This is a genomic window from Granulicella tundricola MP5ACTX9, from assembly GCF_000178975.2.
Taxonomy (GTDB): Bacteria; Acidobacteriota; Terriglobia; order Terriglobales; family Acidobacteriaceae; genus Edaphobacter; species Edaphobacter tundricola.
The window spans coordinates 187575-209496 of record NC_015065.1 but is presented as its reverse complement, the minus strand read 5'-3'; the positions used below and the strand labels follow the sequence as shown (position 1 = coordinate 209496).

The following is a 21922-nucleotide window of genomic DNA, read 5'->3' as shown; positions in this document are numbered from 1 at the left end:
AAATCCTTTCTTAGGTCGTGCTGGTTATGGTTTTGGAGAGTGCTTATCCACCCGGTAGCGGTAGGTAAGGGAAAAGTATCCGATCGTATCGGCTGCTCCGTGGTTGTTGCCGATGAGCATCTGACCGGGGAAGAGGTGGCCTACGCCGACGTTGGCGACGATGTAGTCGTGGAAGACGTATTTTGCGGAGGCGTCAAACTCCTTGCCGATGTCCGTGCTGTTGAAGCCGGCGGTGGGAGCTTTGATGGTGACTGAGCCGCTGCTGGAATAGAGACTGTCTTTTGTTGTTGCAAGGTTGAGGAAGCCGCCTTGCACGAGAAGCGAGAGATTTTTGGTGGGGCCGAGGTCCAGGTTGATGCGTTCCTGCCGGATATTCTGGTAGCCGAAGAGATCGACGAGGCCGAAGGCGTTGTGGTTGGAGGGGTACTGCTGATCGTAGGTGCCGATACGGGTAAGATCCTTGTGGTCGTTGCCGGTGGCATAGTCGAATTCGCCGCCGAGACGAGGCTGCCAGGGGAGGGTTTTGGCGGTGTACCAAAGCTTATCGAAGTTCTGGCCGGCGTGGATGGAGTCGTTGGAGTAGCTGCCGCGCTGGAGCGAGCCGTTGGCCTCATAACTGAAGTTTGCGGGGAGATTGCCCTGGACCTCTGCGCCGAAGGTGGTTTCGACCTCGTTGCCCTTTATGTTCTGCTGGCTGGTAACTCCGCGGACGTCATGGAAGAGGACATAGGGCGAGAGGCGGACGTGAGGGACCCAGGTGCCGAGCGTGGCGTAAGCCCCGTGGAAGGTGAGGCCTGCACCGTGCTTATCGAGCGAGCTGGCATGGACAGCGACGACCGAGGTCGAGAAGAGATCGATGCGGTTCTTGTCTCCGATGCGTGCATCGAAACCGTCCCAGGAGCGGCTGTTGTTGGTCCAGTCGCTGATACCGATGATGCGTTCGGAGTCGAACTTGAGCTCCTGGCGGCCGGCGATGAGTTCGACGGGGACCTTGCCGGGCTTGAGGTGGACGTTGACATAACCCTGGCGGAGATCGAAGACGTCACGCATGTTGGCGGCAACGACGTGTAGCGGCAGGCCAAGGGCGTGGGTATCGATGAACTGGAGGTAGCCGGTGACGTATTTTGTGGGACGCACCTCCAGGCCTCCGTAGACACGAGTGAGTTCGTAGGTGCGGTCGCCGTTCTCCGTGTAATTGATCGAGGTCTGGCCCTCGGTACGACCGCGGAGCTCCATGTTGAGGGTGGCCCAGGAGGGTAGGGTCTCGAATTGGAGGGGTTGAACCTTGCCGCGTTTCTGTGGGTAATCCGCGTAAAGCGGGCCCGCCTGCGCGGGGGTTGTCGCCGGAGCGGAGCTTGGGGCTGGGGTTTGGGCAAAGACGATGCCGGGTAGAAGGGTGGAGACTGCCAGAGCGGCGAATAGGTTGGTGCGGATGGTGCGTCTACAGCGGATGTTCACTTTCAAGGATGAGCCCTCCTGACGATGTGTTAGCAGATCGTCCCTGCGAGTGGATTGGCGAAGGTGTCTGCGTTGTCTTCGTCACTACGGTCAAGGCAAGCAAAGTCTTTTTCGATGGAGACTTCGAGCGTGGTTGTGTGGTCAATTGCGAGCGAAGCGTAGATGCCGACCTGGCTTTCTTCCGCCCAGGAGCGGAGTTGATCGGGCGAGAGGGTGACGGAGATCTGCGAGGACTGAAAGGCTACGGAAACAGGCTCCGGCTGAGCCGCGACGGAGAGAGCGTAGTGCAGGGCCTGGGACGGTTCGAGGCCGAAGCGCACGATTTCGTGGATGGACTCGCCAGACTGAAGGCGGACGAGCTCTGAACGCACGAGGCGCAGGCGGATGGAGTTTTCTTTCATGCGGAGTTTCATGCACAGACCTCCTGGACTGAGTTGGGGGCTGGGTTGAGACCGGCGACGTGGCCGATGCCATGGTAGACGTTGAAGCGGCGATCGCGAAGGAAGCCGATGAGGGTGATGTCGAAGTCGCGTGCGACCTGAACGGCGAGGCTTGAGGGTGCGCCGACTGCGGCGACCATGGGGACGCCGGCCATCACGGCTTTTTGCAGGAGCTCGAAGCTGGCGCGTCCGGAGAGCATGAGGAGTTTGTCGCGGACGGGAACGGCGTCTGCGAGGAGCTGTGCGCCGAGGAGCTTGTCTACGGCGTTGTGGCGGCCTACGTCTTCACGAGTCAGGATGAGTTCGCCCTGGGCGGTGAAGAGGCCTGCTCCGTGGAGGCCGCCGGTAGCTTCAAAGATGTGCTGTGCGGTGTGGAGGGTGTCGGGCAGCGTGTAAAGCGTGTCGACATCGATGCTGAAGGTGTTGGCACGGCGTGGGGGGCAGACGGAGCGCAGGGCGAGAAGCGAGGCTTTGCCGCAGATGCCGCAGCTGGAGGTGGTGTAGAAGTTTCGCTCGAGGGTTGCGGTGCGGACGATGACGTCCGGTTCGAGCTCAACGCGTACGATGTTGCCGGGACTGGAGGCTGGGAGTGCGCTGCCAGAGTTGGGGTCTGGCGCGTCCGCTGCAACGGTAGTGATGGCGAGGATCTGAGCGGAGTCTTCAATGACGCCTTCCGTGAGCAGGAAGCCGGTGGCGAGCTCGTGATCGTGGCCCGGGGTTCGCATGGTGACGGTGATGGATTTTGTGGCGCGAGCAGAGGATGGGCCTGAGGTGAGCTGGATTTCGAGTGGCTCTTCCACCGCGAGCGCATCGGGTGCGGGCTCCGCACTCCACGCGTTGACTCGATAGGTAGAAACTGATGCTACCGATCTGAAGCCTTCAACCGGGATCTGTTTGTTCGACAAAATGTGACACCGTCGTTCTGAAGATTAACCTAATTTTTACATGTTGGTGCACACGTATGAGAGTAATTAGAAACTTTCTGTACGGAATGACAACGTACACCCTGGGAATAACGATAGGAAAGGGCGGGCGGGGGTGATGTTTCCCAAAAATGGAATCGAGCGGGTTTTTTTGAAAAGGAGTGTAGGAAACGAACATCCAAAGGCGCCTCCGATCCGAGACACTGTTAGATGAACAAGGAAGCGTTGCCGGCGGATGTGCGGGCGCGATTCGTTGGTGAGGCTCGAACGATGAACGAAACGCTAATTGAAGTTGCAATGCCGCACGTTGTAGTGAACTCCCCGGAACAGGTCAAGGTTGTTGTGGATGGGCGTGAGGTTGAGGCTCGGGTGGGCGAGCTGGTTTTGACGGCTGTGCTGCGGGATAAAGAGATTCCGCATGTCTGCTATCACTCGGAGTTGATGGGACCGATTCAGAGCTGCGACACCTGCATGGTCGAGGTGAATGGGGAGTTGGTGCGGGCCTGCGGGCACAAGGTCGCGGCGGGGATGACGATCGTTACGGAGTCGAAGCGGGCGACGAGTGCGCGGGCTGAGGCGTTCGATGTGATTCTGGGCAATCACATGCTGTACTGCACGGTCTGCGATAACAACAACGAGAACTGCACGGTACACAATACGGCCGTCGCGATGAAGGTGGAGCACCAGGAGCATCCGTTCAAGCCGAAGCCATATGACGTCGATATGTCGAACCCGTTCTACCGGTATGACCCGAGTCAGTGCATTCTTTGCGGGCGGTGCGTGCAGGCTTGCCAGACGGTGCAGGTGAACGAGACGCTGACGATCGGGTGGGAGTTGGATCAACCGCGCGTGCTTTGGGATGGGGGGATGCAGATCGGTGGGTCGAGCTGCGTTTCCTGCGGGCATTGCATTACGGTCTGTCCGTGCAATGCGCTGATGGAGAAGTCGATGCTGGGCGAGGCGGGTTATCTGACGTCGCTGCCGGCGAAGGCGCTGGACAAGATGATCGATGTGATCAAGGCGATCGAGCCGGAGCTGGGGTATGGGGCGGTGATGGAGGTCTCGCAGACCGAGGCCAAGATGCGCGAGGAACGGATCAAGCAGACGAAGACGGTGTGCACGTACTGCGGGGTTGGGTGCTCCTATGATGTGTGGACGAAGGATCGGAAGATTCTGAAGATCGAGCCGGCGCATGGGGATGCGAATGCGATCTCGACGTGCGTGAAGGGCAAGTTTGGATGGGACTATGTGAACCATAAGGATCGGCTGCAGAAGCCGCTTATCCGCGAGGGGAATGGGTTCCGGGAGGCGTCGTGGGAGGAGGCGCTGACGCTGGTTGCGAAGAAGCTGGGCGAGGCGAAAGAGCAGCATGGGCCGGATTCGATTGGGGTGATCGTTTCGTCGAAGGCTACGAACGAGGATGGCTACCTGATGCAGAAGCTTGCACGGGCGGTGATCGGGACCAATAACGTGGATAACTGCTCGCGTTACTGCCAGAGCCCGGCGACGATGGGGCTGTTCCGGACGGTGGGGTATGGCGGGGATTCGGGGTCGATCGAGGATATTGCGGCTTCGAAGCTGGTGCTGGTGATCGGGAGCAACACGACGGAGAGCCATCCGGTGCTTGCGACGCGGGTGAAGCGGGCGCATAAGCTGCATGGGCAGAGGCTGGTCGTTGCCGATCCGCGAGAGCATGAGATTGCAGAGCGCGCGGATATTCACTTCAGGCCAAAGCCGGGAACGGACTTGGTCTGGCTGTGCGCGATGAGCAAGTACATGTTCGATCAGGGCTATGAGAAGAAGGCGTTCCTGGCGCAGTGGGTGAATGGGATCGATGCGTTCCGGGCGAGCCTGGAGCCTTTCACGATGGAGTTTGCGGCGGCTACGTGTGAGCTGCCGATGGCTACGTTGATCGAGGTGGCGGAGGAGATCGCGAAGGCAGACACGATGTGCGTGCTTTGGGCGATGGGGATTACGCAGCATGTGATGGGGTCGGATTCGTCGACTGCGATCAGCAATCTGCTGCTGGTGACGGGGAACTACATGCGGCCGGGGTGTGGGGCTTATCCACTGCGCGGGCATAACAACGTGCAGGGCGCGGGCGATATCGGTGCGATGCCGAACAACTATCCGGGGTACCAGCCGGTGACGGATGCTGCGGTGCGGGAGAAGTTCGAGGCCGCGTGGGGGACGAAGCTGCCGCCTGAGAAGGGCATGGACAACCACCAGATGGTGGACGCGATCTACTCGGGCAAGATGAAGGCGATGTATCTTGCGGGCGAGGATATGAACTCGGCCGACTCCAATGCGAATCATGTGGCGGGCGGGTTCGAGCTGCTGGACTTCTTCGTGGTGCAGGACATCTTCTTCACCGAGACCTGCCGGTATGCGGATGTGGTGCTGCCGGCTTCTCCGGCGCTTGAGAAAGACGGGACGTTTACCAGCACGGAGCGGCGGATTCAGCGGCTCTACCAGGCACTGCCGGAGCTCGGTGAGAGCCGGGCTGACTGGAAGATCACGCAGGACATTGCGAATCGCATGGGAGCTGGATGGAGCTATACGCATCCTTCCGAGATGATGGCGGAGATGGCTGCTTTGACGCCGCTGTACGCGGGGGTGAGCTATGAGCGGCTGGAAGGGTACAAGACACTGCAGTGGCCGGTGGCGCCGGATGGAACGGATCAGCCGATCCTGTATCTGGAGCGGTTCAACTTCCCGGATGGCAAGGCAAAGCTGCACCCGTTGACGTATCGCACGCCGATGGAGAGCCCGGATGCGGAGTTCGACCTGTTCCTCAACAATGGGCGCTTGCTGGAACACTTCCACGAAGGCAACATGACGCATCGCGTGGCTGGCATTCAGGAGGAGACGCCGGAACGGTTTCTGGAGGTTTCGCCGGAGCTTGCCGAGGAGCGGGATATCGAGTCCGGGCGGTGGGTGCGGGTGACGAGCCGGTATGGGTCGCTGAAGATCAAGGTACTGGTGACGGCTCGGGTACAGGGCAAACAGGTCTATTTGCCGCTGCTTTCACAGGAGGGGCCGGTAAATGTGCTGACCGGCTCGCACACCGACGATGCGACCGATACGCCTGCGTTCAAGGAGACGGCGGTGAAGATGCTGGTGCTTCCAGAGCGTGGAAGCAATCCTCTGAAGGCGCTCAACTTTAGGTATTCGGGCAAGCCTACGCCGCAGACGGGCGTAGAAGTGGAGCGGAAATGGAAGCGTGCCGACTACCGGATGCCGGGTTCGGCGAAGCTGGTGCAGATACAAGGGATGACCGCTCACTAAGGGACGCAGAAAGGAACGAACGATGGCAGTTGCAGTGGATTTTCGGGTTTATACGCCGGTTGATGCTCGCGAGGACCTTTTAAAGCGGGTGAGCGAGGCTCCGGTGCAACATGCGGAGGCAGTGCTGGCGGCGTTTGAGGTGCTGGAAAAGCTGCATGAGAAGGATGTGCTGAGCACGATCAATGGGCTGCTGGGGGCGAAGGATACCGTCATCAACCATGTAGCTGGGCTGGTGAGCTCGAAGGAGATGATTAATATTCTTCGGCTTTCGCTGCTGGCGGGGAATCTGGTGAAGGATATCGATCCGGATGCGTTGCATGGGGTGCTGAAAGAGGCACAGGGAACGCCGCCTTCGTTCTTTCAGATCGGGAAGCGGATGCTTTCTCCCGATGCGCGACGTGCGATGGGAGTTTTCGGGGGGATCTTGAACGTGTTTGGCGCAGCTTTGAAGAAGAAGGACGAAGCTTAGAGTGAGCGGCGGAACTGGCCTGGGGTGAGGCCGGAGTATCGGCGAAAAACGGTGGTGAACTGGCTCTGGTCCTGAAAGCCACAGCGGTGGGCGATCTCGAGGAGGGGGAGATCGCGTTGTTTGAGCAGGGTGCGGGCGTGTTCTACGCGGGTCTGGACGACGTACTTGTGGGGGGTCATGCCCATTGACTGACGGAATAGAGCGATGAGGTAGTTGGGGCTAATCTCGGCTACGCGGGCTAGTTCTTCGAGGGTGATGGATTCGTTGAGATGCTCTGCGATGTAGGAGAGGACACGGCGCTCGCGGCTGGGGCCCATGCCTCCGCGAAAGGCGGGTACGCTGCGAGTGGTGTTGCTGTACGAGCGGACCAGATGGGTGGCCGTGAGGGTGGCGATGGAGTCTGTGAAGAGGGGAGAGAGCTTGCCGTACTGGCTTTCGCGGTGGAGGGAGTGGGCGAGTTCGACGAGGAAGTTATCGCGTACGAGAATGGAGGGGACCAGTGATAATTCTACGGATTCCGGGGCGTTTTCGACCATTTTGTGGAAGAACGACTCGGTGAGGTAGAGGTGGATGAGGGTGGCGGGGCGGTCGAAGTGGATGACGTGGGGGATGTTGGGTGGGACGATCCAGGCCATGTCGCCGTTCATTTCGCGGCGTTCGATGTGACCGTTGGCGCCTTGCCACTCGCCGCGGACCTGGGCGGGGCTCATGGCTACGGTGATCTGGGTGCAGTCGTGGGTGTGGCGCTCCCAGACAGAGCGGTGCTGTTCTGCGGTGTAGACGCTGTAATCGGAGTAGTCGTGGGCGACGTAGTCGGGCGGCGGACCGGGGTTCAGGCCGATGAGGAACTGCTTCTCGCCGAGCTCGTTATGTGTTTCCACGATGAAATTGTAGTCTTTTTTCGAAAACTACTGCATGTTTTAATTTGCCAGTGAAACCTATGTAACCAGCGGAGAATACATGATTTCTGGTGCGCAAGACGTATCTCTTACCGGTGAAGCAGGCAGAAAGCAGCGATGTTTCAGTCTCGGGTGAACATGTCTTTAAGACCACGGAGGGCCTGGCGGGTGCGGGCCTCGTTTTCGATGAGGGAGAAGCGGACGAAGTCATCGCCGTACTCTCCGAAGCCGATTCCGGGGCTGATGGCCACTTTTGCCTGCTCCAATACGAGCTTTGAGAACTCGAGGGACTTGAGGTGACTGTACTGCTCCGGAATTTTGGCCCAGGCGAACATGGTGGCTTTGGGCATGTCGACGGGCCATCCGAGCTTGTTGAGGCCGTGAACGAGGACGTCGCGGCGGGAGCGATAGTTGTCGCAGATCTGCTTGACGCAGTCCTGGGGGCCCTCAAGGGCGAGAATGGAGGCGACCTGGATGGGGGTGAAGGTGCCGTAGTCGAAATAGCTCTTGATGCGGGAGAGGGCTCCGACGAGCTCGGGGTTGCCGACCATGAAGCCGACACGCCAGCCGGGCATGTTGTAGCTCTTGGAGAGGGTGAAGAACTCGACGGCGATGTCCTTGGCGCCGGGGACCTGCATGACGCTGGGCGGTTTGTAGCCGTCGAAGGCGATGTCCGCGTAGGCGAGGTCATGGACGAGCCAGATGCCGTACTCCCTGCAGATGGCGACGAGCTTTTCAAAGAAGGGGAGGTCGACGCACTGGGCGGTGGGGTTGGCGGGGAAGTTGACGATGAGGACCTTGGGCCGAGGGGTCATGCGGGGGATGACGTCCTGAATGTGGTTGAGGAAGTCCTCGGTGGAGGTGGTGATGGGGACGCTGAGGACGTCCGCTCCGGCGATGACGGGGCCGTAGATGTGGATGGGGTAGCTGGGGTTGGGGACTAGGACCGTGTCACCTTTATCCAGCACGGCGAGGCAAAGGTGGGCAATGCCCTCCTTGGAGCCGATGGTCATGATGGCTTCCGTGGCGGGGTCGAGGTCTACGTCAAAGCGCTGCTTGTACCAGTTGCAGATTGCCTTGCGGAGACGGGGAATGCCCTTGGAGAGGGAGTAGCGGTGAGTCTGCTGCTTGCGCGCGGCCTCAATCATCTTTTCGACGATGTGGGAGGGGGTGGCTCCGTCGGGATTGCCCATGCCGAAGTCGATGATGTCTTCCCCGCGTTTACGGGCGGCGGCTTTGAGCTCGCCGGTGATGTTGAAGACGTAGGGCGGGAGGCGCTGGATTCTGGGGAAATCGTCTCTCATGCTGGTTCTTATGATTACATGGCATGGGTGGGAGGGACGGGACGGAGGGAGTGCATGGTGGGATGCGCCTTGAGCACTTCTGTCTGAAACCGACCGCGCAAGGTTTAGAACGAAGGGCCCGGGAGACGGATCTCGAGGATACGAAGCCGGCTTCATGGCCTTCGCGGTTGAGACATTCGCGTTGAATCAGCGAGTTGAGCCCCGCTCTGTCTCCAACCGCCTCCAGGAGATGTAAGAGAACGTCCATAGCACAGCAGTGATGCTGGAAGGTATGAAGGCGGCGGTGCGATCGTGGATTGAGATGTGTGCAATCAGCGCCGAGATGAGGTTGATTGCAAAGCCGGCGTAGGCCCACTCTTTGAGACGCGGTGGCGCGGCGGGGATCAGCAGGGCCAGGACGCCCACAATTTTTGCCCATGAGAGCTCCACCCGGAAGGAGTCGGTCGGGAAACCGAGACGGGTGAACGCATGCGCGGCCTGCGGAAGAACGAGAAGCTCGTAGTAAGCGGTAAAACTCATCTCCAGGCAAAAGAGTACAGTGACGATCCAGAACGCAACGGTCAGGCGCTTCGAAGTCTTCATTTCATATCCTCCATCAGTATTCGGTCGAGATTGCCCGAGAAACCTCTGCCAGCAAAGTTGCGCCCCTTATATGCAGCTTCCTGGTCTGCACGAAAGCCTGGATGCTCCATTACGGATGGTTCGATCTATGACGAACGTATATGACGAGAGAGGCGTTTTCAATAGCGATTTCGCGGGACATAGCCGCAGGAGTATGGGGGATCGCTGGCTGTGTGGAGTCAGGGACGCGTTGTCTGCTTCTTGCTCCGCAGCACAGTCGGTCTACCAGGAGATCCACCATGGCACGAGCGTAAGCGGGGGTCGCCTGAGTAGAGCGCCGCGCCAAGACCGCACTTTGGCCCGAAGAAGTCCATGAGGCGGCGCAGCCAAAGGACGTTTACGAAGACGAACCTGAGCGGATATGCGGGTACGGAGTCTGTGGAGGATGGGTCGCGTGAGGTGGTGCGGGTTGTGCTGCTGGGGCCGGATGGTCCTACGGGGACGTTTACTCGTTGGGAGAATGCGGCGATTCCCTGGTGAGCGGTGGGGCTCGGTGCGGGTAAGAACAAGGTGTAACGAGGAAAAGACGGATCACGGCGGGATAGGAGGGGATGCTTGGGCATCTTCTCTTGTCCTGTTTTTGTCTTGGTGATTGGGTGCTTTAGCGAAAGCGAATCACAGAGGGCATAGAGGAAAAAGAGAGGGATGGGTTGATCTGGGTGGGTTGCGGGTGGGGTGTGAATCCGGGATGATGAAGGTGGTTTCTTAAAATCGCTGCGGAGCAGGTGGGTCTGGATGTATACGCCGAAGACGAACGCTGAAGAGGATTTGCCTACGTTGCGGAAGTTTGTGCGGGATAACCCGCTTTGTGCGCTGGTGACGGGAGGTGCGAAGGGGATGGTGGCCTCACATATTCCGATGGTGCTGCATGAGGAGGCAGGCGGGTTTGGAGTGCTGCGTGGACATGTGGCTCGGGCGAATCCGCAGTGGAAGGAGTTTGCGGCGGGTGAGGAGGCGTTGGGGATCTTTACGGGACCGCAACACTACATCTCGGCTTCCTGGTATCCGGAGAAACTGACGCATGGGCGGGAGGTTCCGACGTGGAACTACGTGGCGGTTCATGCTTATGGGCCGCTGCGTGCGGTTGAAGATCCGGCCTGGCTGCTGGAGCATCTGCGGACACTGACAGATGAGAATGAGGTGATTGCGGCGGTGCCGTGGAAGGTCGCGGATGCGCCGACAGAGTTCATTGCGAAGCTGTGCGGCGGGATTGTGGGGCTGGAGATGCAGGTGGTGCGCGTGGAAGGGAAGTGGAAGGTGAGCCAGAACCGGAATGAGCGGGATGCGGCTGGAGTGATGGAGGGGCTGGATGGGTTGGGGACGGCGGAGGCGAAGGTGATGCGGGAGTTGGTGGAGGCGCGGCGTCCGCTGGTGTGAAGCTGTAGGCGGTTGAGGATCATCTACGTAAGTCGTATGGCGTGGTGTTGACAGTGGCGGTAAGCTTGGCCTTAACTGGGGGACTTTATGGCAGAGGAAGGTTCGGCGAGATTTTCACACCGGAAGAAGGCGGACGGGACGATCGATTCGATCTGCCTGGCGTGCCTGGGGACGATCTCATCGCAGACGACTGAGGCTGCGCTGGTACGGGAGGAAGAGGATCATGTGTGCCAGTTTTCATTTCCGGCTCGGCGATCCGGGCGTTTGCCGCAAGGCGTGGAACGGGGACGGCGGCAGTCCGATGCGGAGTGGGAGAAGCATCAGACGCGGGATAAGTAAGGGGCTCGGTGGGAGCGGGGGACGGGCCAGATGAGTGCGCCGGGGGAGTTGTTCGAAGAGGGTCTGAACCATCACCGAGCAGGGCGGCTGGATGAGGCTGAGAAGCTGTACCGGCTGGCGCTGGAGACGGATGCGAATCATGCGGACAGCCTGCATCTGCTGGGGATGATCTCGCTTGAAGCAGGGCGGCTGGGTGAGTCTGCTGAGATGATTCGGCGGGCGATTGTGCTTAATCCTGGTGCTGCTTCGTACTACGCGAACCTGGGAAATGTGCTGCAGAGGCAGGGGCTGGTACGGGAGGCGGCAGAGAGCTACCTACAGGCGCTGAGGATTCGGTCGGACCTGGCTGAGGTCCATGTCAATTTGGGGAATGTGTTTCTGGAGGCGGAGCAACTGGAGCAGGCAGTGACCTGGTACAGGAGCGGGCTGACCCTAAATCCGGCGATGGCTGGGGCCGAACGTTGCATGGGGGATGCGCTGCGGCGGCTGGGACGGCTGGAGGAAGCACTGGAGGCATATGAACGGTCGCTGAGGCTGGAGCCGGGGAGTGCGGATGCCTGGCATTGGGCTGGTAAGGTGCTGCGGGAGTTGGGGGATCTTGAGGGGGCGCTGCGATGCTTCAGAGCGGCGCAGGCGATTGAGCCGAAGCATCCACGGGCGGGTTTTGGTGAGGCTATGGTGTTGCTGCTGATGAGGCAATTTGGGGTGGGGTGGGCTAAGTACGAGGGGCGGTGGGAGTCGCTGGATCATGGGACTCCGATGCGGGAGTATGCGTGGCCGGTGTGGTGCGGAGAACGGTTGGAGTCGGGGAAGGTGCTGCTTTGGCCTGAGCAGGGGGTGGGGGACGAGATCATGTTTGCAGGGATGCTGCGGGATGCTGTGGAGACGGGGAATCAGGTTGTGCTGGCTTGCGATGCGCGGCTACAGGGGTTGATGGAGAGGTCGTTTCCGGAGGTTGAGGTGGTGGCGGATGGGGTGGGGGTGCCTGAGGGGATTGGAGCGCAACTGCCGATCGGGAGCCTGCCTGGGTTGTTTCGGGCGAGTGCTGGGGCGTTTGAGGGGGTGCGGGGTGGGTATCTGGTGGCTGATCCTGAGAGGCGGCGGGTGCTGCGGGAGAGGTACGGAGATGAGCGGCGTGTGGTGGGGGTGGCTTGGCGCTCGATCAATGTTCATACGGGGGTGGGGCGGTCGATTGAGTTGGAGGTGCTGGCGGGTTTGTTTGAACAGGCTCGGGTGCGGTGGGTCTGTTTGCAGTATGGAGAGGTCGAGGAGTTGGTGGCGGAGGCTGTGGCGGCGGGGGTTGAGCTGGTGATGGATGATGGGGTGGATCAGATAGTGGATCTTGATGGGTTTGCGGCGCAGGTGGCGGCTATGGATCTGGTCGTGACGATCGATAACACTACGGCGCATCTGGCGGGGGCGCTGGGGGTGCCGGTATGGCTGCTGCTGCCGTTTGGGCCGGATTGGCGATGGGGGGCTGAGGGGAGCGGGAGTGTCTGGTATCCGGGGATGCGGGTGTTTCGGCAGACGCGGCGGGGGGATTGGGGGTCGGTGGTGGCGGAGGTTGCGGAGGCGCTGCGGGTGCTTCTTGGGTGAGGGGTAGATTCTTGCGACATATCGAATGAGCGCCAGCAGACTTATCGAAATCCGACAAAATGATTGGGCTGAAGAGGAGAGGTGTCGGTGGGCAGCGGTGCAGGCGCTGCTTACGCTTTACCCTGCTGGCGATCTGGGTGCTGTGCCTGTTTGGGCATCCGTTTGGATGACGGTAAGAGGTCCTATTCGCCGTGATGGCGGGTGAGTTGGTAGTAGAGAGCCGGGGTGACGATGAGGCTTAGGAGGACGGACAGAAGCAGGCCTCCGATGACGGCGATGGCGAGGGGTTGAAGCATCTGGGAGCCGGAGCCTAAGGCTAATGCAAGGGGCAACATGCCACACATGGCGGCTACAGCGGTCATGACGATGGGGCGGAGGCGGCGCTGGGCGGCGTGGACCATCGCGTCGCGAGCGGAGGCACCTTCAGCGCGGGCGCGCTCGTCTGCGTCGAGGAGCAGGATGCCGTTTTTGGCGACGATTCCGATCACCATGATGAGACCCATGAAGCTGGCTACGTTGAAGTCCGTGTGAGTGATGAGCAGAGCTAAGAGAACGCCGGCGATGGAGAGGACAGAGCTGGTAAGGATGGCGAAGGGGGCGGAGAGGTTGCGGAACTCGGCGAGGAGGACACCGAAGACGAGGGCGAGCGCGAGCAGGAGGACGCGGGCGAGGTCGGAGAAGGACTTCTGCTGCTCCTGGTAGGTTCCGCCGAACTCGACACGGACGGTGGCGGGGAGGTTGAGGGCGGCGACGGCGGCTTTGACCTTGACCATGGCACCGCCGAGGTCTGAGCCCTCCAGGCGGCCGCTGACGAGATCGACCTGAACGAGGTTTTCACGACGGATCTCGTTCTGCGGGGGGAGCTCTGTGATCTGGGCCATGGAGCCGAGGGTGGCGGTGTGGCCGGTGGAGGAGTTGAAGACTGTGTTCTGGATGGCGTCGAGGGAGGCACGATGCTCGTCTGCCATGCGGACGCGGATGGTGTAAGGGCGGCCGGCGATGATCATGGGCTCGTTGGTGGGGAGGCCGTCAAGCAGGGAGGTGGCGTCTTCCGCGATCTCCTGGGGGGTGAAGCCGAGGCGGGCGGCGACGGAGGGATCGACCTGGAAGTTAGTGGCGGGGCCGCTGAGGGTGTTGTCGATGCCGTTCTGGGTGTCGACAACGCCGGGGATGGCGGCGATGGCGGCCTGGACTTTGGGGGCGAGGTCGTGGAGGAGGGCGGTGTCGGTGGAGAAGAGCTTGATCTGGATGGGCTCGGGTGAGTTGGAAAGATCGCCGATCATGTCTTCGAGGACCTGGACGAATTCGACGTCGAGCTGTGGGGCCTGTTCCTTGATTTTGGCGCGGAGGTCGGCGGTGATCTCGTCAAAGCCGCGGGTGTGACCGGGTTTGAGGCGGACGGAGATATCGCCGGTGTTGGCTTCGGTGACGGCGGCGAGGCCTAGCTGGAGGCCGGTGCGGCGGGTGGTGATGAGGACGTCGGGGTCGGCGTGGAGGATGTGGTCGACCTGGTCGAGGACGGCGGTGGTGGCGGCGAGGGAGGAGCCGGCGGGCATGATGTAGTCGACGACGAATGCGCCTTCTTCCATGGCGGGAAGGAGGTTGGAGCCGAGGTGGCCGTAGGCGAGATAGCCGGAGACAAGAAGGACAGCGGCGATGAGGATGAGGGCCCAGGAACGCTGGATGGTCCAGTTGAGGGCGGTGCCGTGGAGGGCGAGGACGCGGCGCATGAAGGGGCCGTGTTCTTCTGCGTGGGGCTTGGCTCCGGTGCCAGGCTCTGCTTGACGGAGCAGGGAAAGGGATAGGGCGGGGGTGAAGCTGAGGGCTAGCATGAGCGACGTCAGGAGGGCGACGGTCATGGTGACGGCGAGTGCGCGGAAGAAGCTGCCTGTGACGCCTGTGACGCCGATGAGCGGGAGGAAGACGACCACGGGGGTAATGGTGGAGCCGATAAGGGGGATGGTGATCTCGCGGAGTGCGAGGCGGACGGCCTCCGTGCGGGATTGGCCTGAGTCCCGGTGGACGACTATGTTTTCAACGACGACGATTGCGTCGTCGATGACGAGGCCGATGGCCGCGGCGAGGCCGCCGAGGGTCATGAGGTTGAAGCTCTGCCCGATGATCCAGAGGAAGAGGATGGTGATGGCGACGGTAACGGGGATGACGAGGCCGGCGACGAGGGACGAGGACCAATCACGAAGGAAGAGGAAGAGGATGACGCAGGCGAGAACGAGGCCGATGAGGATGGCGTCTCGAACGCTGGCGATGCTTTCATGGACGAGCTCTGACTGGTCGTAGAAGGGGGTGAGGTGGACACCGGGCGGGAGGGTCTTGCTGAGGGCTGCGACCTGCGCGGCGACCGCGGTGGCTACGGCTACGGTGTTGCTGGAGGGCTGGCGGGTGATATTGAGGAGGACGGCGGGGTGCGAGTCGGCGGCGACGCGGGTGTAGACGGGGAGGGTGGCGGGGCCGAGGGTGGCGATGTCAGAGATGCGGATGGGATTGCCGGAGGCGGAGGTTTTAACGATGAGATGGCCGAGGGTTTCGGCGTCGTGAGCCTGGGCTCCGACGAGGCCAAGGATGAGCTGGTGGTCGGCTTCGTAGAGACCGGGGGAGTCGATGATGTTGGAGGCCTGGACGGCATTGACGATGTCGAGGACGGTGACGCCGGCGGCCTGGAGCCTGGCGGGGTCGGGGACGATGTGGAACTCTGGGACTTGGCCGCCCTGGACGACGACGGTACTGACGCCGAGGACACGGTTGAGGGGCGGCTTGAGCTGATAGGTGGCGATCTGCCAGAGAGCCGTCCGGGAGATGGTGTCGGGACCACGATCGTCTGCGGTGAGGGCGTAGGCGACTATGGGAAATGTGGCGAAGGTGAGGCGATTTGTGGTGATCTTCGCGGTGGCGGGGAGCTCTGACTGGATCTTGGAGAGGGCTGCGTCTGTGAGCTGGAGGGTCTGGAACATGTCTACGTTCCAGTCGAAGAAGAGACTTACTTCGGCGGAGCCTCGGCTGGTGGTGCTGCGTACGGTCTGCAGGCCTGGGACGCTGTTGACTGCGTCTTCAATGGGCTTGGTGATGGTGACCTGCATCTGCTCGACCGGCATGACGCCGTTGTCTACGCCGATGACGACGCGGGGGAAGTTGGTGTCCGGGAAGACGGAGATGGGGACCTGGAAGGCTGCGTAGACGCCTGCGAGGGTGAGGACGGCGAGGAAGAAGAAGATGGGCTTGGCGGCGGTGGTGAGCCAGAAGGATTCTTTCGGTGCAGGGGAGTTGGTCATTCCTTTTCCCCCGCTGCGGGCTTGGCATCGGCTGCGTCTGCCTTGTCCTTATCCTCTGCCGGACCGACCTTGACCTTGGTACCGTCGTCCAGGCCGTACCCTCCGGTGGTGATGACGGTGTCTGAGGGGGTGAGTCCGGAGGTGATCTGGGCGGTTTCCGCGGTGGCGATGCCTACGGTGACATTGCGCTTGTGGGCGGTGCCGTCGGTGGCGATGATCATGACCATCTTGCCACCGGTTTCTGCGGAGCGCTGGACTGCGTCTGCGGGGATGGTGAGGGCCTTGGGAATAGTGCGTCCCTGGATGGTGGCGTGGACGGCGGTTCCGGCCTTGAGCTTACCGTCGGAGTTTGCAACTTTGAGCCAGACTTCTACTGTTGTGCTGCCGGGGTCGAGTGCGGGGCTGATGAGGGAGACCTTGGCTTTGACGGGTTCGTCCTGGCCAGGAATGGCGATCTCGGCTTCCGCACCGAGGGCGAGTTGCTGGGCCTGACGCTGGGCCAGGTGAAGCTTGGCGAGGAGGACAGAGGTGTCCATGACGGTGATGATGGCGGTTCCGGCTGCGGCGGTCTCACCGGCGAAGAGAGGGCGCTCCGTGACGATGCCGGAGATGGGCGTGCGGATGCTGGTGTAGCTAAGCTGGGCTTCGGCTCCAAGGTATTTGCCCTTGGCGGAGGTGAGCTGGCCTTCGGCGGTCTCGAGCGACGCCGTTTTGCCTACACTCTTGATGGATTCAAACTTCTGCTGGGCGATGTCGAAGGCGGCTTTGGCCTGGATGACGGTGGAGCGGGCGGTGTCGACGTCACGGCCGGGAATTGCGCCCTGGGTGAAGAGCTGGGTGCGGGCGTCGAGGATGGACTGGTCGAGGGCGAGGGTGGAGCGGGCCTGCTCGAGATCGAGGCGGGCCTGGGTCTCCTCCTGCGGGACCTGCTGGCGGGTGGCGGTGGTATAGGTCCCCTGGGCGGCGGTGTAGGTGCCCTTATTATCCAGAGCGGCGGCGGCGAGGTCCTGATTTTCAAGGGTGGCGAGGACCTGACCGGCCTTTACCTTAGCTCCGCGCTGGACGTAGAAGGCCTTGACGGGTGCGGTGATGCGGGCCTGGAGCGCGGCTTGAGCCTGGGGGGCCAGGATGGCATCGGCGAGAATGTCCTCTGTGATGGGGCCCTCTGTGGGGTGGACGGCCTGAACAGTAATAACGGGTTTATCCGCATCGTCTGCGGGGGCGGTTTTTTTGCAGCCGCCGGCGGTGAGAAGCAGGGCGACGAGAATGAGAGCGCGAGAGCCGGATGCCTGGTTTGGGGTCATGGGTTTAGATGGTTCCGGTGAGGAGTTGGAGGTTGGCAAGGGCTTGCTGATAGCGGACGTTTCCGTCTGCGAGGGCGAGCTCGGCTGAGGTGAGAGTGCCTTGGGCGTCAACGACTTCAAGGACGGTGGACTCGCCGGCGGTGTAGCGGAGGCGGGTGAGGCGAAGGCTTTCGCGGGCGGTGTCCACGGTGAGTTGGAGGGAGGTGAGCTGGCGCTCAGACAAGGAGGCTTCGTTGTAGAACTCTTCCAACTGAGCGATGAGGGTTCGCTGAGTCGAGGTGAGGGCGACCTTGGCGGAGTCTCGCAGAATCTGGGTTTGTTTGATCTTGTGTTGGGTGGAGAACCAGTCCCAGATGGGGATGTCGAGCGTGGCCGAGGCAGAATAACCGAGGTTGCGAACGCCGCCGGGGCCGTTGACGGCGAACTGCTCAGCGTCAATGCCGTAGGTGTAGTTGAGGGCTAGGTCTGGGAGGTAGGCGGACTGGGCGGCTTTGATATCGAGGTTGGCGGCGCGGAGGGAGGCGAGGGCGCTTTGGAGCTCCGGGTTGCCGGTCTTGGCGGCCACTTCGATCTCGGGCTGAGTAGGGAGGGGCTTGGCCGGGGGGATGGCCAGGTCGTATGGGGTGCGGGGGTCCGGGAAGAGGAGGACGGCGAGATCGAGGCGGGCTTTTTCTGCGGCGAGGGAGGCGTCGGCGAGGTCGCGCTGGCGCTGCTGCTGCGTGAGCTGGGCCTTGAGGACGTCGGCGTGTGCGGACTCGCGGGCCGCTTCGCGGTTGGTGGTGAGGTTGACGAAGCTGGTGGCTTCATCGGCTGCGCGCTGCTCTACCTGGACCTTGTTGCGGGCGGTGGTGGCGGAGTAGAAGAGGGTGACGACGGTAGCGGTGAGGCCGCGGCGGCTGATTTCAAGTTCAGCGTTGGCGACGGCTGCGGCGGCGGAGGCTCGGGCGACTGCGTTGAGCTGGCCGAGGCCGAGGGTCTCGTTGACGACGCCCTGGCTGGAGTACTCGTGGACGGCATTGTTGGCGATGAACTTGGGTGAGGACTGCGAACCTGATGGGCCGGCCTGATTGGTGGAGCCATTGGCCTGGGTGAACTGGTATGCGTTGTGATAGGTGATGGAGGGGAGCAGGGCTGATCTGGCGATGGAGCGGTCCAGCGCGGCGGTTTTGCTGGCGGCCTGGGCAGCGGCGTAGGCGGGCTCGCTGTTGCTAGCACGGGCGAGGGCCTCGTCCAGGGTGATGACCGGGAGTGCGGCGGGAGCCTGCTGGGCTGGCAGGGGCCGGCTGGCCATTGGGGCCAGGGCCAACCCCGTGCAGAGGATGAAGGAGTGCTTCTTCATAGGCTATCGTCCGACTACCAGGACAGTGAAGGTGCCGGAGAGCGGAGCGGGGCGGGCCTTTGGGTTTGCGGGATCGGCCGGGGCGAACTTTGAGGTGACGAGGTAGACCTTGCCGTTACCGGAATCGAATGACATGGTGCGTGCGCCTTTTTCCGTGGTGAGGGTCTGGAGGACGGGGTAGCCGGGCTTGGAGGCGTCGACGATGGTGAGGGAGCCCTCGCCGTTGGAGGAGAAGGCGAGCTTGGACTTGGGGTCGTAGCCGGCGGCGTCAGGGTCTGCGCCGATCTTGGGGGTGGCGAGGGATTTGCCGGTGGTGGCGTCGGTGACGGCCATCTTGTTGCCGTCGCAGACGGAGAAGAGGCGGGAGCCGGAGGCGTCAATGGCCATGCCGGAAGGCGAGTCACAGCCGGTGAGGGGCCAGGTAGCGGTGGCCTTCATGGATTTGGCGTCGAGGCGGACGATGGAGTTCTTGTCTTCGATGTTGACGAAGACTGTGCCTTTGCCGTCGGCCTGGGGGAACTCGGGCTTGCCGGGAAGGGGGATTGTGGCGATGGATTTCTTCTGGGCGACGTCAATGACGGTGGCATCCTTGCTGCGACCGTTGAAGGCCCAGATGGTATTAGTGGTGGGCTCGTAGGCGATGCCGTCGGGATTGGTGCCAGCGGGGATCTTTGTGATTGCGGCGAAGGTCTTGGTGTCGAAAGCTACGACCTGGTTGGCACCGCCATCACTGACGAAGCCGGTCTTACCGTCCGGCATGATGACGACTCCATGGGTGCGGGTGAGGCCGGTGACTGCGCCGATGGATTTGCCGGTGGTAGTGTCAAGGACCTCAACGCGGTTGGTGTGGGTGATGTAGAGGCGATGAGATGCGGGGTCGGCTGTGAGGTAATCCCAGCCACCTTCTCCGCCGACGACCCAGCGGTCCGTGATGTGGAAGGGTTTCTGCGCATGGGCGGGGGATGACACAAACGAGGTGAGGGTGGCGGCGCAGGCGCAGAGGGTGAGGAAACGGGTGTTCATTTCAGAGTTCTCCTGCCTGGCGGAGTCCTCCACCGGCTGAGGCTATTTTGCAGGGATACACCTTAACTGAAGCTGAAGGTGATTTATACGGTGAGGGAGTGGGGGAGATCGACGATAACGCGGGTACCTTGTGCGATCGTACTTTCGATGGCGATTGCGCCGTGTAGTTCCTGGACGATGGCTTTGGAGATGGCGAGTCCCAGGCCGGTTCCTCCGGTCTTGCGGCTGCGGGAGACGTCGCCGCGGTAGAAGCGCTCGAAGACGTGAGGGAGAGCTTCCGAGGCTATGCCTTCTCCGTCGTCTTCTATGCGGAGCTGGGTCGCTTGAGGGGCGGATGTGACGATGGCGCGGATCTCTGCGCCTGGGGGGCTGTGCTGGAGGGCATTGTGGATGAGATTGGAGCACAGGAGGCGAATTTTTTCTCGGTCTCCGATGACCGTGACGTGTGTGGGCGCGTGGAGGGTGATGGTGATGCCGGAGGCTTCCGATATGGATTGGAAGTGCTGGGTTACCTCCGCGAGGATCTCGGTGAGGTCTGCGTGGCTTCTGGAGGTACTCAGGGTGTTGGTGGCTTCTAGGCCGGCGAGGGTGAGCATGGCGGCGACGAGTTGCTCCATGCGCTCGGAGTCAGCTTCGGCTCTCTTGAGGCCTTCACGGTATTCCTCTGCGGTACGGTTTTTCATCACGAGGAGCTGGAGGGTGGATTTGATCACGGCGACGGAGGTTTTGAGCTCGTGGGCAGCGTCGCTAACGAAGTGTCGCTGCTGCTCGAAGGAGCGTTCGAGCCGGGCGAGTACGGTTTCGAGGGCGTTGGCCAGGGGGGCTAACTCCTGGACGGCTCGGACGGTGTCCGAGGGGTGGAAGTGCCAGGAGTCTACGGAGACTTGGGCGGCATGGGCGGCGAGGTCTGTGAGAGGCGAGAGACCCCGGCGGAGAAGGCGCAGCATGATGAGGCCGCTGGTGGCTAGGAGGATCAGGCTGAGCAGGGCATAGAAGGCGATGGTGTGCTCGATGCTCTCCCAGAGAGGGTGAGTACGTGCGCCGTAGAGTATGACGACGTGGCGGGGGATGCCGCCGCCCTTGTCGCCGGGGTCCACCATTCTGAGGCCTTCGACGCGGATGACTCGGTAGGACCTGCCGGCAATTTTGAGCGAGGAGAAGCCAGAGTGCGAGGAGTTGAAGGCAGACTCTGCGTCCGGCCAGTTATGAGAGTGACCGAGCAGACGGCCGAGTTCGTCGCGGACGGCGTAGATATCGCGCTGCGGAGCGAAGGACTGGGTGCCGTCCAGCATGACGTTGTCCTGGGGATCTTCTGCATCCTGGACTGCACCGAGCATTGAGTCCGCGCGGCCACGGAGCATGATGTCGAAGGCTCGGAAGCGGGAGATGCCCTCATAGATACCGGCGCTTGTGACGAGGATGAGGGTGGAACATAGCTCGACGAGGAGGATGGCGGTGATGAGACGGCGGGTGAGGGAGTAGGCTTTCACCGGATGCCCTGTGGGCCTGCGAGGAGGCGGTAGCCTCTGCCGCGGAGGGTTTCGATGACGGGCTCGCTGCCGCTAGGGTCAAGTTTGCGGCGGAGGTTGGAGAGATGGGCCTCGATGACGTTGGAATGGTGCTCCCAGTTGAAGTCGTACATGTGCTCAAGGAGTTGGCGTTTGGAGACGATGATGCGCGGGCGGTGGATGAGGTACTCAAGGATGCGGTACTCCATGGGCGAGAGGGGGATGAGGGTGCCGGCGCGTGAGACGGTCTGCTGGAGGGTGTCGACTTCAAGCTCGCCGAGGCGGATGGATGGGGCGGCGACGCCGGTGGAGCGGCGGATGAGGGCTTTGGCGCGGGCGATAAGTTCGCCGAGGTCAAAGGGCTTGGTGAGGTAGTCGTCCGCGCCGGCGTTGAGGAGAGCGACAATGGACTCGCGCTCTGCGCGCGCGGTGAGGATTAGGGTGGGGGTTTTATCGCCGGTGGCGCGAAGGCGATGGAGCACTGCGGGACCATCCATTTTGGGGAGGTTGAGATCAAGGATGATGAGGTCGTAACAGGCGTTGGCGGCGAGATGGATTGCGGCTTCGCCATCTTCGGCGTGATCGACTGCGAAGCCAGGACCCTGGCGCAGGGCTTCAGCGACGTTTTCCGCGAGCCGGAGTTCGTCCTCAACGATGAGCACACGCATGAGTCGATTGAAACAGAAGTTGCTTAAGGCTGGCTGAAGAAAATCCGACTCAGTGCGGGTCGTCCAAGGAGGGATCTGG

General features: G+C 61.7%; 17 protein-coding genes and 1 pseudogene. 6 read left to right on the top strand and 12 right to left on the bottom strand.

Translation table 11 applies throughout. From position 1 onward, the window contains the following. Window positions 1-24: 24 nt before the first annotated feature. From ACIX9_RS21095 to fdhD, 3 genes are read right to left on the bottom strand one after another with little or no spacing between them, the layout of a single operon-like run. Entirely contained in the window at window positions 25-1458 is a 1434-nt protein-coding gene (locus ACIX9_RS21095; RefSeq protein ID WP_232298951.1) for an alginate export family protein, read from the bottom strand. A gap of 29 nt (window positions 1459-1487) precedes the next feature. Continuing rightward, a complete protein-coding gene (locus ACIX9_RS21090; protein WP_013582218.1) occupies window positions 1488-1871 on the bottom strand; it encodes a DUF7009 family protein in 384 nt (127 codons plus the stop codon). Further along, window positions 1868-2803 carry a formate dehydrogenase accessory sulfurtransferase FdhD gene (gene fdhD, locus ACIX9_RS21085; protein ID WP_013582217.1) on the bottom strand — a complete coding sequence of 312 codons (936 nt, stop codon included), beginning with the start codon at window positions 2801-2803 and terminating at the stop codon, window positions 1868-1870. Before fdhD ends, ACIX9_RS21090 begins: the two co-directional genes overlap by 4 nt. A 315-nt stretch (window positions 2804-3118) precedes the next feature. On the opposite strand from fdhD, the gene fdhF reads away from it, so the two are divergent. Next, entirely contained in the window at window positions 3119-6109 is a 2991-nt protein-coding gene (gene fdhF, locus ACIX9_RS21080; RefSeq protein WP_049789476.1) for a formate dehydrogenase subunit alpha, read from the top strand. A 22-nt stretch (window positions 6110-6131) separates the two neighbouring features. Further along, the gene (locus ACIX9_RS21075; RefSeq protein ID WP_013582215.1) at window positions 6132-6578 is read left to right on the top strand and encodes a hypothetical protein; all 447 of its coding nucleotides are present in this window, start codon (window positions 6132-6134) and stop codon (window positions 6576-6578) included. On the opposite strand, the gene ACIX9_RS21070 is transcribed toward ACIX9_RS21075, so the two are convergent. The 3 genes from ACIX9_RS21070 to ACIX9_RS21060 all read right to left on the bottom strand — a co-directional run bounded on the left by ACIX9_RS21070 (window position 6575) and on the right by ACIX9_RS21060 (window position 9363). Then, window positions 6575-7459: a helix-turn-helix domain-containing protein gene (locus ACIX9_RS21070; RefSeq protein WP_013582214.1), complete on the bottom strand. Its 885-nt coding sequence runs from the start codon at window positions 7457-7459 to the stop codon at window positions 6575-6577. The two genes, ACIX9_RS21075 and ACIX9_RS21070, sit on opposite strands and share 4 nt — an antisense overlap. Window positions 7460-7599: 140 nt before the next feature. Continuing rightward, entirely contained in the window at window positions 7600-8781 is a 1182-nt protein-coding gene (gene alaC / locus ACIX9_RS21065; RefSeq protein WP_013582213.1) for an alanine transaminase, read from the bottom strand. Window positions 8782-8967: 186 nt separating this feature from the next. Continuing rightward, on the bottom strand, window positions 8968-9363 hold the full coding sequence (locus ACIX9_RS21060) for a DoxX family protein (protein WP_013582212.1): 396 nt from the start codon (window positions 9361-9363) through the stop codon (window positions 8968-8970). Window positions 9364-9738: 375 nt separating this feature from the next. Between ACIX9_RS21060 and ACIX9_RS25110 the strand changes: the two are divergent. The 4 genes and pseudogenes from ACIX9_RS25110 to ACIX9_RS21050 form a co-directional block, all read left to right on the top strand. Continuing rightward, a pseudogene (locus ACIX9_RS25110) lies at window positions 9739-9882 on the top strand (dehydrogenase); the annotation flags it as partial. Between the two features lie 255 nt (window positions 9883-10137). Then, complete coding sequence (locus tag ACIX9_RS21055) at window positions 10138-10779, top strand: FMN-binding negative transcriptional regulator (protein ID WP_013582210.1); 642 nt, start codon at window positions 10138-10140, stop codon at window positions 10777-10779. An 87-nt stretch (window positions 10780-10866) separates the two neighbouring features. Continuing rightward, complete coding sequence (locus ACIX9_RS26095; RefSeq protein WP_157478250.1) at window positions 10867-11118, top strand: hypothetical protein; 252 nt, start codon at window positions 10867-10869, stop codon at window positions 11116-11118. 30 nt (window positions 11119-11148) lie between these two features. Beyond that, window positions 11149-12714 (top strand): tetratricopeptide repeat protein, encoded by a 1566-nt coding sequence (locus tag ACIX9_RS21050; RefSeq protein ID WP_013582209.1) that lies wholly within the window; start codon window positions 11149-11151, stop codon window positions 12712-12714. A 182-nt stretch (window positions 12715-12896) separates the two neighbouring features. Here ACIX9_RS21050 and ACIX9_RS21045 read toward each other — a convergent pair whose 3' ends face one another. From ACIX9_RS21045 to ACIX9_RS21020, 6 genes are all read right to left on the bottom strand, one after another. Then, a complete protein-coding gene (locus ACIX9_RS21045) occupies window positions 12897-16001 on the bottom strand; it encodes an efflux RND transporter permease subunit (protein ID WP_013582208.1) in 3105 nt (1034 codons plus the stop codon). After that, window positions 15998-17305 carry an efflux RND transporter periplasmic adaptor subunit gene (locus ACIX9_RS21040; protein ID WP_013582207.1) on the bottom strand — a complete coding sequence of 436 codons (1308 nt, stop codon included), beginning with the start codon at window positions 17303-17305 and terminating at the stop codon, window positions 15998-16000. Before ACIX9_RS21040 ends, ACIX9_RS21045 begins: the two co-directional genes overlap by 4 nt. A gap of 4 nt (window positions 17306-17309) precedes the next feature. After that, the gene (locus tag ACIX9_RS21035) at window positions 17310-18644 is read right to left on the bottom strand and encodes a TolC family protein (RefSeq protein ID WP_013582206.1); all 1335 of its coding nucleotides are present in this window, start codon (window positions 18642-18644) and stop codon (window positions 17310-17312) included. 3 nt (window positions 18645-18647) lie between these two features. Continuing rightward, window positions 18648-19667 (bottom strand): YncE family protein, encoded by a 1020-nt coding sequence (locus ACIX9_RS21030; RefSeq protein ID WP_013582205.1) that lies wholly within the window; start codon window positions 19665-19667, stop codon window positions 18648-18650. Window positions 19668-19750: 83 nt separating this feature from the next. Then, a complete protein-coding gene (locus ACIX9_RS21025; RefSeq protein ID WP_013582204.1) occupies window positions 19751-21157 on the bottom strand; it encodes a sensor histidine kinase in 1407 nt (468 codons plus the stop codon). Continuing rightward, a complete protein-coding gene (locus tag ACIX9_RS21020; RefSeq protein WP_013582203.1) occupies window positions 21154-21843 on the bottom strand; it encodes a response regulator transcription factor in 690 nt (229 codons plus the stop codon). Before ACIX9_RS21020 ends, ACIX9_RS21025 begins: the two co-directional genes overlap by 4 nt. Between the last annotated feature and the right edge of the window lie 79 nt (window positions 21844-21922).

Bases quoted from the DNA above. Each gene is read 5' to 3' on its own strand.
- ACIX9_RS21020 (WP_013582203.1), bottom strand. From the start codon at position 21,843: ATGCGTGTGCTCATCGTTGAGGACGAACTCCGGCTCGCGGAAAACGTC.
- ACIX9_RS21060 (WP_013582212.1), bottom strand. From the start codon at position 9,363: ATGAAGACTTCGAAGCGCCTGACCGTTGCGTTCTGGATCGTCACTGTA.
- ACIX9_RS26095 (WP_157478250.1), top strand. From the start codon at position 10,867: ATGGCAGAGGAAGGTTCGGCGAGATTTTCACACCGGAAGAAGGCGGAC.
- ACIX9_RS21035 (WP_013582206.1), bottom strand. From the start codon at position 18,644: ATGAAGAAGCACTCCTTCATCCTCTGCACGGGGTTGGCCCTGGCCCCA.
- ACIX9_RS21075 (WP_013582215.1), top strand. From the start codon at position 6,132: ATGGCAGTTGCAGTGGATTTTCGGGTTTATACGCCGGTTGATGCTCGC.
- ACIX9_RS21030 (WP_013582205.1), bottom strand. From the start codon at position 19,667: ATGAACACCCGTTTCCTCACCCTCTGCGCCTGCGCCGCCACCCTCACC.
- ACIX9_RS21090 (WP_013582218.1), bottom strand. From the start codon at position 1,871: ATGAAACTCCGCATGAAAGAAAACTCCATCCGCCTGCGCCTCGTGCGT.
- ACIX9_RS21040 (WP_013582207.1), bottom strand. From the start codon at position 17,305: ATGACCCCAAACCAGGCATCCGGCTCTCGCGCTCTCATTCTCGTCGCC.
- ACIX9_RS21050 (WP_013582209.1), top strand. From the start codon at position 11,149: ATGAGTGCGCCGGGGGAGTTGTTCGAAGAGGGTCTGAACCATCACCGA.
- ACIX9_RS21045 (WP_013582208.1), bottom strand. From the start codon at position 16,001: ATGACCAACTCCCCTGCACCGAAAGAATCCTTCTGGCTCACCACCGCC.
- ACIX9_RS21055 (WP_013582210.1), top strand. From the start codon at position 10,138: ATGTATACGCCGAAGACGAACGCTGAAGAGGATTTGCCTACGTTGCGG.
- fdhF (WP_049789476.1), top strand. From the start codon at position 3,119: ATGCCGCACGTTGTAGTGAACTCCCCGGAACAGGTCAAGGTTGTTGTG.
- alaC (WP_013582213.1), bottom strand. From the start codon at position 8,781: ATGAGAGACGATTTCCCCAGAATCCAGCGCCTCCCGCCCTACGTCTTC.